The organism is Caballeronia sp. Sq4a (genome assembly GCF_023170545.1).
In the GTDB taxonomy this organism is placed as follows: domain Bacteria; phylum Pseudomonadota; class Gammaproteobacteria; order Burkholderiales; family Burkholderiaceae; genus Caballeronia.
On the sequence record NZ_CP084251.1, the window covers coordinates 277,697 to 293,356 of the forward strand.

General features: G+C 61.9%; 15 protein-coding genes. 6 read left to right on the forward strand and 9 right to left on the reverse strand.

The genetic code is table 11. The annotated features are described in order from the left end of the window. Positions 1–35 precede the first annotated feature (35 nt). Entirely contained in the window at positions 36–947 is a 912-nt protein-coding gene (locus LDZ24_RS15185; RefSeq protein ID WP_248323043.1) for a LysR family transcriptional regulator, read from the forward strand. 7 nt (positions 948–954) lie between these two features. Here the strand turns inward: LDZ24_RS15185 and LDZ24_RS15190 are convergent, their stop codons facing one another. The 5 genes from LDZ24_RS15190 to LDZ24_RS15210 all read right to left on the reverse strand — a co-directional run bounded on the left by LDZ24_RS15190 (position 955) and on the right by LDZ24_RS15210 (position 5,562). After that, a complete protein-coding gene (locus tag LDZ24_RS15190) occupies positions 955–2,259 on the reverse strand; it encodes an MFS transporter (RefSeq protein WP_248323044.1) in 1,305 nt (434 codons plus the stop codon). Between the two features lie 89 nt (positions 2,260–2,348). Next, positions 2,349–3,158: a class II aldolase/adducin family protein gene (locus LDZ24_RS15195; protein ID WP_248323045.1), complete on the reverse strand. Its 810-nt coding sequence runs from the start codon at positions 3,156–3,158 to the stop codon at positions 2,349–2,351. 115 nt (positions 3,159–3,273) lie between these two features. Next, positions 3,274–3,609 carry a DUF4148 domain-containing protein gene (locus LDZ24_RS15200; RefSeq protein ID WP_248323046.1) on the reverse strand — a complete coding sequence of 112 codons (336 nt, stop codon included), beginning with the start codon at positions 3,607–3,609 and terminating at the stop codon, positions 3,274–3,276. 28 nt (positions 3,610–3,637) lie between these two features. Then, complete coding sequence (locus LDZ24_RS15205) at positions 3,638–4,210, reverse strand: DUF4142 domain-containing protein (protein ID WP_248323047.1); 573 nt, start codon at positions 4,208–4,210, stop codon at positions 3,638–3,640. Between the two features lie 152 nt (positions 4,211–4,362). Then, positions 4,363–5,562 carry a diguanylate cyclase gene (locus LDZ24_RS15210; protein WP_248323048.1) on the reverse strand — a complete coding sequence of 400 codons (1,200 nt, stop codon included), beginning with the start codon at positions 5,560–5,562 and terminating at the stop codon, positions 4,363–4,365. A gap of 373 nt (positions 5,563–5,935) precedes the next feature. Between LDZ24_RS15210 and LDZ24_RS15215 the strand changes: the two genes are divergently transcribed. Genes LDZ24_RS15215 through LDZ24_RS15225 form a run of 3 tightly spaced genes read left to right on the forward strand, consistent with a single transcriptional unit; the run spans position 5,936 to position 10,059 of the window. Beyond that, positions 5,936–7,027, forward strand: a complete 1,092-nt coding sequence (locus tag LDZ24_RS15215; protein WP_248323049.1) for an HlyD family secretion protein — start codon at positions 5,936–5,938, stop codon at positions 7,025–7,027. 10 nt (positions 7,028–7,037) lie between these two features. Continuing rightward, entirely contained in the window at positions 7,038–8,612 is a 1,575-nt protein-coding gene (locus LDZ24_RS15220) for a DHA2 family efflux MFS transporter permease subunit (RefSeq protein WP_248323050.1), read from the forward strand. A 34-nt stretch (positions 8,613–8,646) separates the two neighbouring features. After that, entirely contained in the window at positions 8,647–10,059 is a 1,413-nt protein-coding gene (locus LDZ24_RS15225; RefSeq protein ID WP_371747447.1) for an efflux transporter outer membrane subunit, read from the forward strand. A 114-nt stretch (positions 10,060–10,173) separates the two neighbouring features. Here the strand turns inward: LDZ24_RS15225 and LDZ24_RS15230 are convergent, their stop codons facing one another. Continuing rightward, positions 10,174–10,449, reverse strand: coding sequence for a hypothetical protein (locus LDZ24_RS15230; RefSeq protein WP_248323052.1), 276 nt, complete (start codon positions 10,447–10,449; stop codon positions 10,174–10,176). Here LDZ24_RS15230 and LDZ24_RS15235 point away from each other — a divergent pair. Beyond that, on the forward strand, positions 10,439–11,380 hold the full coding sequence (locus LDZ24_RS15235) for a glycosyl hydrolase (protein WP_248323053.1): 942 nt from the start codon (positions 10,439–10,441) through the stop codon (positions 11,378–11,380). The two genes, LDZ24_RS15230 and LDZ24_RS15235, sit on opposite strands and share 11 nt — an antisense overlap. Before the next feature lie 28 nt (positions 11,381–11,408). Here LDZ24_RS15235 and LDZ24_RS15240 read toward each other — a convergent pair whose 3' ends face one another. Continuing rightward, a complete protein-coding gene (locus LDZ24_RS15240; RefSeq protein WP_248323054.1) occupies positions 11,409–12,080 on the reverse strand; it encodes a CPBP family intramembrane glutamic endopeptidase in 672 nt (223 codons plus the stop codon). A gap of 58 nt (positions 12,081–12,138) precedes the next feature. After that, entirely contained in the window at positions 12,139–14,844 is a 2,706-nt protein-coding gene (locus tag LDZ24_RS15245) for an ATP-dependent Clp protease ATP-binding subunit (protein ID WP_248323055.1), read from the reverse strand. Between the two features lie 210 nt (positions 14,845–15,054). Between LDZ24_RS15245 and LDZ24_RS15250 the strand changes: the two genes are divergently transcribed. Further along, a complete protein-coding gene (locus LDZ24_RS15250; RefSeq protein ID WP_371747461.1) occupies positions 15,055–15,288 on the forward strand; it encodes a hypothetical protein in 234 nt (77 codons plus the stop codon). Positions 15,289–15,345: 57 nt separating this feature from the next. Here the strand turns inward: LDZ24_RS15250 and LDZ24_RS15255 are convergent, their stop codons facing one another. Beyond that, complete coding sequence (locus tag LDZ24_RS15255; RefSeq protein ID WP_248323057.1) at positions 15,346–15,510, reverse strand: hypothetical protein; 165 nt, start codon at positions 15,508–15,510, stop codon at positions 15,346–15,348. Positions 15,511–15,660 lie beyond the last annotated feature (150 nt).

Below are 15,660 nucleotides of genomic sequence, written 5' to 3' on the forward strand. Positions count from 1 at the left end.
CTGGCTTCCCATCCCGCTCAGACTGGCATCGCAACATGAAGGACGAACGCCTCGTCGAAATGAGGATATTCAAGGCCGTCGCGGAGACCGGCGGCTTCACAGCAGCGGCGCTCATGCTGGACCTGCAACAGCCGTATGTCAGTCGCGCCGTGTCCACGCTGGAAAAGCGCCTCGGCGTCGCGTTGCTCAGGCGCTCGACACGCCGTCTGCAAGTCACGCAGGAAGGGCATCAGTATCTTGCGCTCTGCAAGCGCATTCTCGATGAGATCGATGTCGCCGAAGCGCAGTTGTCGCGCGCCGGACAGCACATGACGGGTGGTATCCGCGTGACCGTGGCGACATCGTTCGGCATGGACCAGATCGTGCCGCTCATTCCCGGTTTTCTCGAACGCTATCCGGGCCTGCGTGTTCGGCTATCGCTCTCGGATACGCTCGCAGATGTCATCGGCGAAGGGTTCGATGTCGCGATCCGCATGGGCAGTCTTCAGGATTCGAATCTGGTGAGCCGCAAGCTGTGTCATCTGCAACGCGTGGTGACGGCGTCGCCTTCTTATATCGCGCGTCACGGCGTACCGTTGACGCCGGCAGATCTCGCGCACCACAACTGCCTGATGTGGGAGCCGCCGATGGACCATCTGAATCATTGGCCCTTCGTGATCGACGGCGAGCGCACCTCCATGCTCATCAACGGAAACTTCCAGACGAGCAGCGGCGTGAGTTCGGTGTACATGTGTCTCGCGGGCGTCGGCATCACCCGTATGGCGGAACATATGGTGCTTCCGTCCATTCGCAGCAACATGCTCGTGCCGCTTCTCACGGACTTTCAGCCGAGCGACGAAACCGCGATCTACGCACTCTATCCGCGTGATTCGTCGCTTCATCCGCGAGTCCGGGCGTTCATCGACTACATCGGCGAGAAGCTCGAGCGGCCGCCGTGGGCCGCGTGAGCAATCGTTATTTGTCGTCCAGCGTCTTCGGCAGTCGCATCGTCATGGCTGCGCCAAGCACGAGGAATGCGGAGATCACATACATGCCGACGTCCGACTTGCCGACGGTCACGTTCAGCATGCCGACGAGGTAAGGCGACACGAACCCGGCAATATTGCCGACCGAGTTGATGAACGCGAGCGCCGCAGCCACCGATGCGCCGACGAACAGACTCGTCGGCAACGCCCAGAAGAGCGCGACACACGAGTACACGCCGGCCGCAGCGATGGAAAGACAGACAGTGGTCACGACAGGCCCGGCCGACAACCACATGCTGGTGGCGAGCCCCACCGCGCCGATCAACATGAAGAGCGCGAAGTGCGCGCGGCGGCCGCCGGTGCGATCGGCGCTGCGATTGGAGACGTAAAGCGCGATCGCCGCGACGATATTCGGAATCGCGGAATAGAGGCCGATGGCAAACGGATCGATAACGCCGCTTCGCTTGATGAGCGATGGCATCCAGAAGCCGAGTGCATAGAGGCCCATGATGAGGCAGAAGAAGATCGCGCAGAACTGCCACAACTTCCGGTTCGCGAGGAACGCACCGGCGCTCGAATGATCGATCTTGCCTGCGTTTTCCGCGCGGATTTCCGCGAGCACGTCTTTGCGCTCGTCTTCGCTGATCCAGCGCGAGCGGGCAGGATCGTCGTCGAGAAACGCGAGGACGATAAAGGCGAGCACGACAGCGGGAATCGCTTCGATCAGAAAGAGCCATTGCCACGCGGCCAGATGCGCATTGCCGGAGAACGCATGCAGGATATAGCCGGAAATCGGGCCGCCGACGACGAAGGCCAGCGGCGCGCCCATCACGTAGATGGACATGGCGCGGCCGCGATAACGTGCCGGGAACCACAGCGTGAGCAGATACATGATGGCCGGCGCGAAACCGGCTTCGGCGGCACCGAGCAGAAAGCGCGCGATGTAGAACATGGTCGGCGTCTTCACGAAGATCATTGCCGCCGAAATCACGCCCCACGTCAGCATGATCCGCGCGATCCACTTGCGCGCGCCGACCTTTCGCATGACGAGATTGCTGGGCACTTCGAAGAAGAAATAGCCCGCGAAGAAGATGCCCGAGCCGAGGCCGTAGATGGCGTCGTCGAAATGCAATGCATCGAGCATCTGCAACTTGGCGAAGCCAACATTCACGCGATCCAGATACGCGACCAGATAGCAGATCAACAAGAGCGGCAACAGCCGCCAGTAAGCCCGGTAATAGGTGCGGCTCGTGTCGGCCGGCGTGACGGCTTCTTCGCCATATAGCGCTTCCATGCTTGTCTCCGGTATAGTTTTTTGCGCTGCTTGCGGCATGCGCATTCGAACGTTCGCGCATGCCGGCCCTGCGGGGACGCCTCGTTGCATCAGTCGAGGTAATCGGGCTCCTGTTCCGCGATCTCGTAGAGCATGGTCTGGAAGTGCAGCCAGCTGATGAAAGAGTTACCGAGATGCTCGTGCGAGTATTCGGCGAACTTGGGATCGATAGGAATGGGGCGCGACTCGGTTGCATCCATCAGCAATTGCATCCTGCAGCAGTGGTCGAGAGCGATGAAGGTCCACACCGCGTCGTCGATGCTGTGCCGGCTCGCCGTGAGCAGACCGTGATTCTGATGAATGATCGCCTTGTGCTCGTTGAAGGCGCGCGCAATCGGATTGCCCGACTCGTTCGCCACCGGCACTTTGCCGGCGCCGTCGCGCACGACGGTATGGCTGCCGTAGAACATGCACGCGTCCTGCGTCACGTAATCGAGCGGCTTGCCCATGGCGGCCCACGCGTCGCCGTGCACGGTATGCGCGTGACATGAGCCGATGATGTCGGGATTCTCGGCATGAATCGCCGAATGCAGCACATAGCCCGCGCGATTGACTGCGTATTTTCCTTCGATCACCGTGCCCGAATGATCGACCAGCACTAGTTGCGAAGTCTTGGTGCGCGACCACGGCACGCACATCGGATTGGTCCAGAAGAGCTCCGGATGCTCTGGGTCGCGCACCGTCAAATGTCCGCCGAAACCGAAGCTGAAACCGTGGCGCGCGAAGATTCGGCACGCTGCCGCGAGATGCTCCTTGCGATACCTTCGCTCCTCGGCGGAACTCGAAAACGTCGGCTCTTGCGGAAAAATGAGGCCTTCCTGCGTCGGGCTATAAATCGATTCCTTGGCGTCCATTAACATGCAAGCGTCTCCTCGTTGATGTTCGAGGCGCCAGTATAGAAGCGGATTCTTCGACGATTCAGGGGCCGTCAGGAATAGGTTTTATGCATGTGCGAGGTCAAATGCGCGCCGCCGGCTACTTCGATGGCTTGCCCGGGCGCGGCGCGGGTTTCGAGGCGGCGTCGGGCTTCGAGCAGCCGGGGTCCTGCAATCGCGCTCGGGCCGCATCGACATCGTTGGGGTAGGTGATCTCGTCGGCGACCGGGTTGTATCCGGCGCATCGATAACGGGCGAGATCGGAGCGGACTTGCTCGCGGGTGGAATCGTTGGGATCGGCGTGTGCCTCTAAGGGCAGTATCAGTCCGAGCGACAAAGCGAAGACGACAGCGAGGCCAGCCGTCGTGCGTTTGCCATTGCAGTGCCAGTCGCGTAGCAAAAGCGCCCGGCATGGAGCCGTTTCATTGCGAGCCATTCGAGTTCTCCGCGCCGTCGCGCACCGACTATTGCGCCGATGAGATCGGCAAGTCTTGCAGAAGCTGAGAAGCATGCTGTAGATGATTCTGTCCGATCGGCACTCCTCGTGCCGCGAACGCTTTCACCTGAGGGTCTTCGCCGTGTTGCGCCTCGCTGGCATAGAGCGCATTGCCCATCTGATGGATATGCACTTGCGCGATCGCATATTCGTGGTCGAACGCGGCCCCCGTCATGGCTCCGAGCTCGTCGTATAGCGTGCGGTTCGCCGGGTCCATTGCCTGTAACAAGCGGACGTGCTTCTCATCGGCGATCTGGGACAACTCGCCGTTGATGCGCGTATGCTCGGCTACCATCTTCTGCCCGAATTCGCGGACCGCCGGTGAACCGCCGCGCTCGGACGCGAGCTTGCCGAGATCGATCTCGGCCTTGCCGACGCTCGCCGCAGTGAGCATGAATTGCTGATCGGAGGGGCTGACCTGGGCGCCGGACTGCATCAGACGGCAACCTGATGCGGAGAATGCAGTCGCGCAAACGAGGGACGCGAGAACCGCTCGACTGTGTAGCAGCGACACGATCGAGCCCGCCGCCTTCGCATTCATATCGCGCTTAATAGCCGGGTGCACCGGCGCCTTGGAATCCTGACACATCGCGCTCTCCGTTCGGGTTAGCGTTGGTGACAGTGTCCGGAGCAAAGCGCGGTCCACGGGCGCGGCTTCGGCCCTATGCCATGTCCGTTGCGGCGACGTCGAGGCTAGAGCTTCACTGCCGCATCGGGCATGCGTGAGCCGGTAACCGGCAGTATTTCCTGCGCGAGCTCGACGCGATTGCGGCCATTGTCCTTGGCACGATACAGCGCCTCGTCCGCTTGCTTCAGCAACTGCTCGATGCTTGCATCGGCCGAGCCCACGTAAGCGACACCGATGCTGCACGTATAGGAAGGCAGGGACGAATCGCTCATGCTTGCAATGCGTGTCTGCAATGCGCGTCCGAGCCGCAATGGCTCGTGGATACTGTCGCACGGAAACAGCACGGCGAACTCCTCTCCGCCCCAGCGTGCGAACTGCGCTTCCGCGGGAAGGGAGAGACTCGCACGTCGCGCGAAATCCACGAGAATGTCGTCGCCCATCGAGTGACCGTACGTGTCGTTGATCTTCTTGAAGTGATCCAGATCGATCAGCAATAACGACAGGTAGCGCCTCGCCTTGCGAGGTGCCTCTCGCGACATCGTGTGAGCGCCCAGCAGAGCGCGGCGATTAAGTAATCCAGTGAGAGGATCGATGCGCGACAGTCCTTCGAGATGGACTCTGAGCCGGTTGACTGCGGTGAGCATGAAGCCGACCGTAATGCTCAACGACATGAATGCGCCACTGCTCAAGTAGACCATTTGCATCCGGTCGTGCGCATACAAGCCTTCTTGCAACGCGCCCGGTTGCATGGACGTCAGCACTCTCGCCGATGCGATGACTGTCTCGAACGCGAACAGAGTGCCGACGACCTTCGCCCCGCTATCGTCCCGGCCGAATCGCAACAACTCATACGCGAGACGCGCGAAAAGCAGCGTGAGAATGACATTCGTGCACAGCGCGCGCCCGTGAGGCGTGAAATGCACCCACGTCATCCAGCTGAGACTGACTGCGTCCACGACAGCCAACGCTGCAACGAGTCGAATGAATGGTGGACGACCCAGATAGCGTTGACTACCGATAAGCCAGAGTCCGATGCTGCCGACGATACACGCATTGCCGACGACGACGGACAACCAGTCGGGCAGCGCACCGCGCAGCGCCATCACGAAAGCGGCGGCAGAAAAGAGCAGCGAGCCCTGCGCCCATTGCGCGACACCTGGAATGGTTCTCGGGAATGTCCTGGCGATGGAGAACACGACCAGAGCCATCAGCCCCGGCATCACGGATGCCATCAGCAGGACGGTACGCAAGTCGAACGTGGGCATGATGGGCTTGTCGGTGCGCGATTAACGTAGTTTTCTAAGTGTGGTGCTGCCGCATTGAAGCCTTACGGCTTGCAAGCGCAGACAAGCGTGGGCAAGGCAACCGTCCTGGACTGCAACGGGCGGTGGACTATTTGCGCGCATGACTGATGCGTCGGTCAACGTCAGTTATCGGCGCTGGATTGGGAAACTTTAGTTAGCAAACTCTTAGCGACACCTACAGAGTTGCCGACGCAGGATTATTGTCGTCATGACATTTGTCTCGTGCCGCCGGCGCGGCTTGACGTCGTGCATATGCACAGATACTCTCTCAGGCTATTGAAGCAGCCACAGCTGCCTTTCATACGATCAGAAGTGCATATGCACTAAAAACGAAATGACGACGCCCTCCACGCAACTCCCATCGACGACCGCTCCGGCGCTCAGCCGGCCCGCGCGTCGCATTCCCTGGATGCTGCTCGCGCTCGGCCTGGTCGCGGCCGTCGTAATCGCGGCGCTCACGTACTGGGCGCTCGTTCTGCGGTTCGTGCAGACGACCGACGACGCCTACGTCGGCGGCGATGTCACCGTGCTCGCGCCGACGAAGGTCAACGGCTTCGTGACGGACGTGCTCGTTCAGGACAACCAGCGCGTGACCGCGGGCCAGGTGCTCATCCGTCTCGACGCGCGCGATTACGACGCACGTCTCGCTCAGGCGAACGCGGAAGTATCGAGTGCTCGCGCAGCCGTCGAGGAACTGCGCGCAAAAGACGCCTTGCAGGCCGCGTTGATCAATCAGGCACAGGCGGAAGTGCGCGCGTCCTCGGCCGAACTCACGCGTAGCGGGCAGGACCGCGTGCGTTACCGCGAACTCGTGAAGGACGACGCGGTGTCGAACCAGCTCGTCGAACGCGCGGACGCCGACTACAGCAAGGCGCAGGCGTCGGTTGACAGGAGCGGGGCATCGCTCGTCGCGGCGAAGCGTCAGTTGTCCGTGATCGACGCGCAGATCGCCGATGCGCAAGCTCGCGTGGCGACCGCCGAAGCCGCGCGGCGCGTGGCGCAACTGAACGTCGAATATACGACCATCCGCTCGCCTGTGGACGGCTATGTCGGCAATCGCACGGCGCGCGTGGGCGTGCTGGCGAACGTCGGCACATCGCTGCTCACCATCGTGCCCGCGACCGGCCTCTGGGTCGATGCGAACTTCAAGGAAGACCAGCTGAAGAAGATGCGTGCCGGTGACGCCGCCGATGTGGAACTGGATGCATCGAACATTCCGTTCACAGGCCACGTCGAAAGTCTCGCGCCCGCGACCGGGGCCACGTTCAGCGTGCTGCCCGCCGAGAACGCGACCGGCAACTTCACGAAGATCGTCCAGCGCGTGCCCGTGCGCATTCGGCTCGACGTGCCGAAAGGCGCCGAGTCGGTGCTGCGTCCCGGCTTGTCCGCGACGGTGAAGGTCCACCTTCGCAAGCACAACGGTTGAGGCGCGCATCATGAATCGAACCGTGCTCGACAATCCGGCCGAAGCGCCCGTGAGGGAGCGCGTCTTTGCGTTCGCGCTCATGTGCCTCGGCTTTTTCATGGCGACGCTGGATATCCAGATCGTCGCGTCATCGATCAAGGATATTGGCGGCGGACTGTCCGCTAGCCAGGACGAACTGTCGTGGGTTCAGACGTCGTATCTGATTGCGGAAATCCTCGTTATTCCCATGTCCGGCTGGCTGTCCAAAGTCTTCTCGACGCGGTGGCTCTTCGCGGCGTCGGCCATCGGCTTCACCGTGACGAGCATGCTGTGCGGTCTCGCATGGGACATCAACTCAATGATTCTCTTTCGCGGCATGCAGGGCGCGCTTGGCGCAGCGATGATTCCAACCGTCTTTACTACCGCGTTCGTGTTGTTCCCGGGCAAGCAGCGGCTCATTGCCTCGACGACCATCGGCGCGCTGGCTTCCTTGGCACCAGCCATCGGCCCGGTCATCGGCGGATGGATCACCGACCAATGGTCGTGGCACTGGCTGTTCTATCTGAATCTCGTGCCCGGTCTGGTCGTCGCCGTGCTCGTGCCGAAATACGTGCATATCGACAAGCCCGATCTTTCACTGCTCAAGAGAGGCGACTATCTAGGCATCCTGCTCATGTCAGGGTTTCTCGGATGTCTCGAATACGTGCTGGAAGAGGGCCCGCGCAAGAACTGGTTCGGCGACAGCGCCATCATCGCGTGCGCGTGGATCTCGAGCATCTGCGGTTTCCTGTTCATCGTGCATGCATTGACGGCGAAGGATGCGATCGTCGATTTGCGGGCGTTGTCCGTGCGCAACTTCGGTATCGGCAGTCTGCTTTCGTTCGTGACCGGCATCGGCATCTTCACCTCGGTCTTTCTCACACCGGTGTTCCTCGGCCGAGTGCGCGGCTTCGATTCGTTGCAGATCGGCATTGCCTTGTTGTCCGTCGGATGCTTTCAGCTCGCATCGATCGGCGTCTACGGCTACGCTTCGCGGCTCGTCGACATGCGTGTGCTGCTCGTATTCGGCCTGATTTGCTTCGGGCTTGGCTGCTACTTCTACACGCCGTTGACGAACGAATGGGGCTGGCAGCAACTGCTCCTGCCTCAGGCGTTGCGAGGCATCGGGCAGCAATTCGCGGTGCCGCCCATCGTGACGATGGCGCTCGGTTCGCTGCCGCCATCGCGTCTGAAGTCGGCTAGCGGGTTGTTCAATCTGATGCGCAATCTCGGCGGCGCGATCGGTATTGCGGTGAGCGCGACCATGCTCAATGACCGCTTGAATCTGCATTACCTGCGACTGGCCGAGAACGTGACCATCGGACGGCCCGCCATCGAAGACGTGCTCGCGCGCAGTTCCGCGCATCTCGCGGCCGTTGCAGGCGATGCCCTCGACGCGACCCAGGCCGGTCTCGCATCGCTCAACGCGATGGTGTTGCGCGAGGCGCTCGTGCTGACCTTCGCCGACTGCTTTTACGTGCTGGCGCTGTGCTTTCTCGTGGGGATCGTCAGCGTATTGTTTGCGCGGCCTATCGGCAGCGCGCCGCCGTCGTCGGAAGCGCATTGAGGCAATGATGAGAACAAGTTACTTAGCGATACTAATGACATTTGCACTCGCCGCCTGCGCGGTGCGGCCCGCCAGCCACGCGGACTTGCCCGCCACGGTGCGAACCACCGCGCCGGCCGACTGGAGCGTGAACGTGCCGAAGGCCGACACGGATGCCGCGACGTGGTGGAGTCGATTCAACGATCCCGTCATGCACGAACTCGTCGCTTCCGTGCTCGACAGCAATCTGGATCTGCAAGCCGCAGTCGAGCGCGTGAAGCAGGCGCAAGCGTTGACGACGCAGCGCCGGGCCGCGCTCTTGCCGCAACTCGATGCCAACGCAGGCGCTTCGTATACGCGGCAGAACACGCCGCCGCCGTTGGGCTACGTTCGTCAGGCGGGGTTCGGTCTCACACTCAGTTGGACGCCTGATGTATTCGGCGGCGAGCGGCTCGAACTGCTTGCGTCGCAGGCGCAACTCGTCGGGCGCGAGCATGCGGCCGATCAGATCAGGCTCGCGCTTGCGGCGGATACGGCATCTGCGTATGTGGATCTTCGGTGGGCGCAAGCGGAGCTCAAAATCCTTCAGGATAATCTGGTCATCCGCGAACGCGCGTTGAAACTCACGCAGCGGCGCTTGCAATACGGTCTTTCGACGCAACTCGATGTCGCGCGCGCGCAGAATCAGTTGAGCGACCTGCAAGCGCGTATTCCGCGCACGAACGCGACCATTCAACATCAGTTGAGCCTGATCGCGGTGTATGCGGGCCGCACGCCGGAATCCGTCGATACGTTGCTGCTCGCCGATGCGGGGACGACGCCCGTCATACCGGTGCCTGCGCAAGGCGCGCCGCAGATGGTGCCGTCGGACGCGCTGTTGCATCGCCCGGATGTGCTCATCGCTTATGCGCAGGTTCAGCAGCGTGCCGCCGAAGTGGGCGTCGCGCGCGCGGAGCGTTATCCGAAGTTCTCGCTGCGGCTGACCGACGGCTTGCTCGCTTCGTCCTATCTCGGCTTGCCGACGCTTACCGATAATCTGTTTTCGGCGGCGCTGAACGCCACCAGCCCGATTTTCAACGCAGGCCGCATTACCGCGGAAATCGAGCAAAACGAAAGCCGGATGCGCGAGTCGGAACTGAACCTGCGGCAGACGCTGCTGCAGGCGTTGAAGGACGTCGAAGACACGCGCAGCGATCTTGTCAGCAGCACGGATCAAACGGCGCGTCTAAGCGATGCGCTCGCCGCGTCCGGCAAATCGCTCACGCTTTCCACGCAGTTGTATAAAGGCGGCGCCGCGAGTTTTCTCGACGTCCTCGACGCGCAGCAAGCGTATTTGCGCGATGCCGACGCGCTCAATCAGTCGCGCCGCGAATACGCGCTGGCGGCCGTGGCGATGTATCGCTCGCTGGGCGGTGGGTGGAGCGTGACGAACGACGATGGTCTGATAGAGACCGCGATGCGTCGGTAAAACCGTCACGCGTCGTCGAAATTTTTGGGCACAAAGCGCGAAAGACGCCTAAAGAGGGCGCCGGGCATCGCCGTAAACGCGGGCATCAACGCCACCTTTTACGGCCATGCCCGATCACGACGACGCTACCCGCTCCGCGCCCTTCGCGCTTTCGAAGGCTTCCACTCCCACTCTCGATCGCCGCTCGTTTCTCGCGATGATGCTGGCTTCGGCCGGCGGCGCCGTGCTCGCGGGCTGCGGCGGCGGAGGCGGAGGCGGCGCGGCCAGCAGTGCCCCGGTCGCCGGCACCACGAGCGCGGCGACGAATCCGGCTACGTCGACATCGACCGGCAGTGCGTCTGCCGCAGATTCGACCAGCACTCCGGCGACGCGGTCCGCAATGTCGACCACGAGCGGACTTTTCTACGGCATCAACGGCCATATGGCCTGGGGCGGCGGCATCTATCGGACGATGTCGCCGGCTGCGCAACTCGCCATTTTGCAAGACCTCGGCGTGACGAACTATCGCTGCGACGTGGCGGACGGCGGCATGGCGACCATCATCGCTGAAGCGTTGCAGGGGCCGTTCGCGAATAGCGGCGTGTCGATACTTCCGGTGTTGAACACGCTCTCCGCGCAGTGGGACCCGCACAGCACGGAAGCGGCTGCCTATTCGCTCGGCTATGACATGGCCGTGCGTTGCACGAAACCGCTGAAGGGTCTCGTCAAATACATCGAATGCGGCAACGAGCTCGACGTGCCGTTGAAGATCGGCGGCGACGGCAGCTCCTCGGCGGATTGGGACCCGGCGTGCTGGCCTTCGTTTCGCGGCGTGCTGCGCGGCATGGTCGACGGCGTGCGCTCGGTGGACCCGGCCATTCAGTGCGGCGTGAACGTCGGCATTCCAATGGCTTACCGCGCGCTGCAAATGCTGTGGAACGGCATCTCGCCCGATGGCTCGGCGCAAGGCGTGAGCGGCGCGGCTTCGCTGCGATGGGACTTCACGACCTATCACTGGTACGAAAGCTCCGGCGACATTCAATGCGGCGGCCGCTATCACGCGTGCGTCGACGTGCTGCAAGTCCTGAAAGACTCGTTCAATGTGCCTATCTGGCTCACGGAGTGGGGCTGGGCCGGTGCGAAGGACACGCCGCAGCAAGCCGCCGCCTATACCGGCCGTGCACTGGCGCAATATCGTTCGATCAAGGACAAGTACAACATTCAGTCCATCATGATGTACGCAGTGATCGATTCAGATTTCGGTCTCATTCAGGACGACGGCGTCACGAGGAATCCGGCTTACTCGGTCTTCAAGGATTTTGTCGCGGCCAACCCCGTGTGACGCTTCGGGTTTTGCATCGGGCAACTAACTAGTGCTGCCAGGCCGAACCCGAATAGAAATACTGTCCCAACCCGACGGTGAATACCAGACAGCCATACAACGCATGTTCGAAGCAAGCGAGCGCGAGGGATCGGCGGTCTCGATACGTGGCGGCGAATAACGCGCCGCCGACAGCCGTCATCGCGGGCGCGACCCAGTTCAGGAAGATCAGATGCGCATAGCCGAAAGCCAAGGCGGACGCGGCGATATAGCCTCGATTTACGCCGAATAGCGGCTTATAGCGGTGCAGCAGGAAGCTGCGGAAGATCAGTTCCTGGGGCCATACAGACAACACGGGGTAGAGCAGTATCACGAGCAGCCACATACCGGGATGCGCTCGCGGCAAAGACAGCAATGCATGTGGCGTGAAGTGCCACACGGCCAAGACGACGAGAGAGGCAAGGACGGCGAAGCGCAGCCCCACGGCCCTCAGTCCGGCCCGAAAGCCGCGCCAGTTCCAGTCGTTCTCATAGACCGACGGTCTTCGACGTCGCTGGAAATAGTGAATGAAAAGAGGCGCGAGCCAGATCACGGCGATAAGCACGGCGGTTCGCCGGGTGATCAGAATGAAGATGGGCAAGCCCGCATAAAGCGCGATGAATTCGGCCCATAAGGCGAGCGGCCCCGATGCGGGTTTCGTATCGTCGGCGTTGCGATGCATGGGCGAGCGAGGATCCGCTATAGGCGACGACTACCGCGCTCACCCACACTGAACTGACTCACGGCGTAGGCGGCGTGCCGAGATCGGCGGCGGTCTTGCGCTCCGCATCGAAGACGATACGCCGCGCTTCCCGATCGTACGCGCAGCGCACGCGCGCGCCTTCGACGATATCGCCCTTGAGCATCTCTTTCGCCAGTTCGTTTTCAATGAGTTGACGAATCTGCCGGCGCAATTCCCGCGCGCCGAATTCCGGCCGGTATCCGGCTTCGCCAAGGTATTCGACGACCGATTCGTCGAACTCCAGGTCGATGTCCTGACTGTGCGCCATGCGCTTGACGTGCTCCAGTTGCAATTGCACGATCTGCCGGATTTCCTCGCGTCCGAGCGACTTGAACAAGATGATGTCGTCGATGCGATTCAGGAACTCGGGCCGGAAGTGCTGACGCAGTACGTTCATCACGCCGCTTCTCACGGAGTTGTCCGCATCGCTGTCCGAACTCGTGAAGCCGAGGGTCGCGCGCCTTTGTCCCGCGATCACGTCCGACGCGAGGTTGCTGGTCGCGATAATGAGCGTGTTGCTGAAATCGACGACCCGGCCTTTTCCGTCGGTGAGGCGTCCGTCGTCGAAGACTTGCAGCAGCACGTTGTACACATCGGCGTGCGCCTTCTCTATCTCGTCGAGAAGAATCACGCTATACGGACGCCGGCGCACGCGCTCGGTCAGTTGTCCGCCTTCTTCATAGCCGACGTAGCCCGGCGGCGAACCGATCAGCCGCGACACGGCATGACGTTCCATGTACTCGCTCATGTCGACACGCAGCATGGCGTCTTCATCGCCGAACACGACTTCGGCCAATGCCTTCGCGAGTTCGGTCTTGCCCACGCCCGTCGAGCCGAGAAAGAGGAAGACGGCAATGGGCCGATTGCGTCCCTGAAGGCCCGTTCGCGCGCGGCGCACCGCATCGCTTACCGCTCGCACCGCTTCCTCCTGGCCGATCACGCGCTCGTGCAGGCGCGCCTCCATGTTCAGCAGCCGCTCGCGCTCCTGCTCGGTCAACTGTGTGACCGGAATGCCCGTGAGCGTCGCGACGATCTCGGCGATCTGCGTCACCGTCACATTCGACGTATTCGTGCCGATGCGCTTCTTCCATTCGTCCGTCGCATCGTTGAAGGCTTTCTGCTTGCCGGCGATCTCGGCATCGAGCGCATGCGCCCGATCGTACTGCTTGCGCGACGCCGCGTAGTCCTGTTCGCGGCGCAGTTGCGCGAGTTCGGACTCGAGTTCGAGAATGGCCGCGGGCCGAGACGTGGCCGAGAGATTGACGCGCGCCGCCGCCTGATCGACCAGATCGATCGCCTTGTCCGGCAGAAAGCGCCCGCTGATATAGCGATCCGACAACTCGGCAGCGGCGACAATGGCGTCGTCCTGAATCGTCACCTTGTGATGCGCTTCGAGGCGGTCGCGCAGGCCGCGAAGAATGTTGATGGTTTGCGCGACGCTCGGCTCGGGAATCAGCACGGGTTGAAAGCGTCGTTCCAGCGCCGCGTCTTTTTCGATGTGCTTTTGATATTCGGCGAGAGTCGTCGCGCCGATCAGGTTCAGTTCGCCACGCGCCATCGCGGGCTTGAATACGTTGGCGATATCGAGTCCACCTTCGCCGCCGCCTTGTCCAGCGCCGACGATTGTATGCACCTCGTCCACGAACAGCAGCAGCGTCTCGCGGTTAGCCGTGATTTCGTCGATGACCTGCTTCACGCGCTCTTCGAACTCGCCGCGATACTTGGCGCCCGCGACCATCGAATTCACATTCAACTCGATGAGTCGCTTATCGCGCACCGACTCGGGCACATCGCCGCCGATCATGCGTTGCGCGAGACCTTCCACGACCGCGGTCTTTCCGACGCCCGGCTCGCCGATGAGCACCGGGTTGTTCTTGCGCCGACGGGCGAGAACTTCCACCATGGTTTCGATTTCGCTTGCTCTGCCGATCACGGGATCCAGATGACCTTCGCGTGCGAGCGCGGTCAGGTCGCGGCTGAACTTGTCGAGGTTCGGCGTGCGCGAAGGTGGGCCATCGCGGTTCGGCGGGCCGCCCGCGCCGACCGTTTGCGTGGTCAGCCGCCGCAGCGCCTGCGCGTCGACGCTCATCTTGCCGAGCAACTGCCCGGCGAAGCTATCCGGCACTTCGGACAGGCCGATCAACAAGTGCTCAGGCCCGATGTAGCTGTGCCGCAACTGGCGCGAGGCCACGAACGCGCGGTCCAGCGCGCTTTTCAGGCGAGGCGACACGCCAATAGCGCCGCCTGCGGGCGGTGGCACGCCTTCACGGCGTTGCACGTTGGCGTCGATGAACCGGCGTAATTCGTTCGCGTCGATGCCGATGTTTTTCAGCATCGATTGCACGACGCCGTTATCGGCAAGCTCGTACAGAAGGTGTTCGGTATCGACTTCCGGACGTCCGAATTGCACGGCGCGCTCGGCGGCCCGCATGAGCATCTCTTTCGCGCTGTCGCTGAGATAGCGCTCCAGGCCGACGCCTTCGGCGCTCGTCTCGCGCTCGGGCGACAGGCGCTGCGCCGCCTCCGGTTGGCCGGGCGTGTCGCTCATGAAGAGCGCTTCGAAAGGAGATAGCGCGCGTTGGTGTCGCGTCAACTGTGCATAGTGAAAGTCGCAGACATTCAGAACGTGCCGGCGACCATCGCGCAGGACCGCCAATCGAACGGTCGCCGGTCGGGCGCCGCATACATCGCACATATGAGGCATGGTTCGTTTCCCTGTCTCTGAACAAGTGAAGGACGCGCATGCGCGCAGACTCCGAGGGCGCGCAACGTTCGTACCCGCTGACAGCGTGGTGATAACGCGCAACGCGAACGCGGTCCGCCGATTGCTCGACGAAGCAATTCATGCGGGAGTAGTCCGATGAAGCGTTTCAATGCTGGTTTTCTAGGGTTCGTTGGTGGCTTGTCGATCGCAATGTCCATGACCGTCTTCGCGCAAACGTCGACTCAGCAAGTACCCATGACTCGCGCGCGTGCGCAGTGCGAGCTTCGGGAACTGGAGAGCGTCGGTTATCAGCCGTGGCAGGAAGACTTTTACTACCCGCGAAACTTGCAACTCGCGCAGGCCCGGCTTGCAGCGAAGAAGCGCGCGCAAGGGCTGGAAGGCGTAGACACGTGCGCGGGTAGTGACGCTGCAAAGACACATTAAGAGACTTACGCGAGAACGTGCGAGTGAATATCGTGCGTCTCGCGCCGCTGCGACAGACTATGCTTGTCCCTGCTTGTTGCTGCTGCCATCGCCGAGCGTGTTGCCGCTTCCGCTTCTATCCGACGCCCCGTCCACTTCGCTCTGCTGTCGTTCTTCGCGAGCCCGTTCGCGCTCCGTCTCGCTTGGCTGCTTGTTTTGCTCTCCAGAAGTTTGCTGGTTCATCGTCACGCTCCGTTGATTGAGAGTGATAGCGCCGCATGCGTCATGCCCGTCGAAGCCGAGATCGCCAGAAGCTGGGCATAGGCATTGCAAGCATTGCGGTAGCCTGTGCGATACCACTTGAAATAGGAAGGAGGGCGCTTTGCCAGGCGG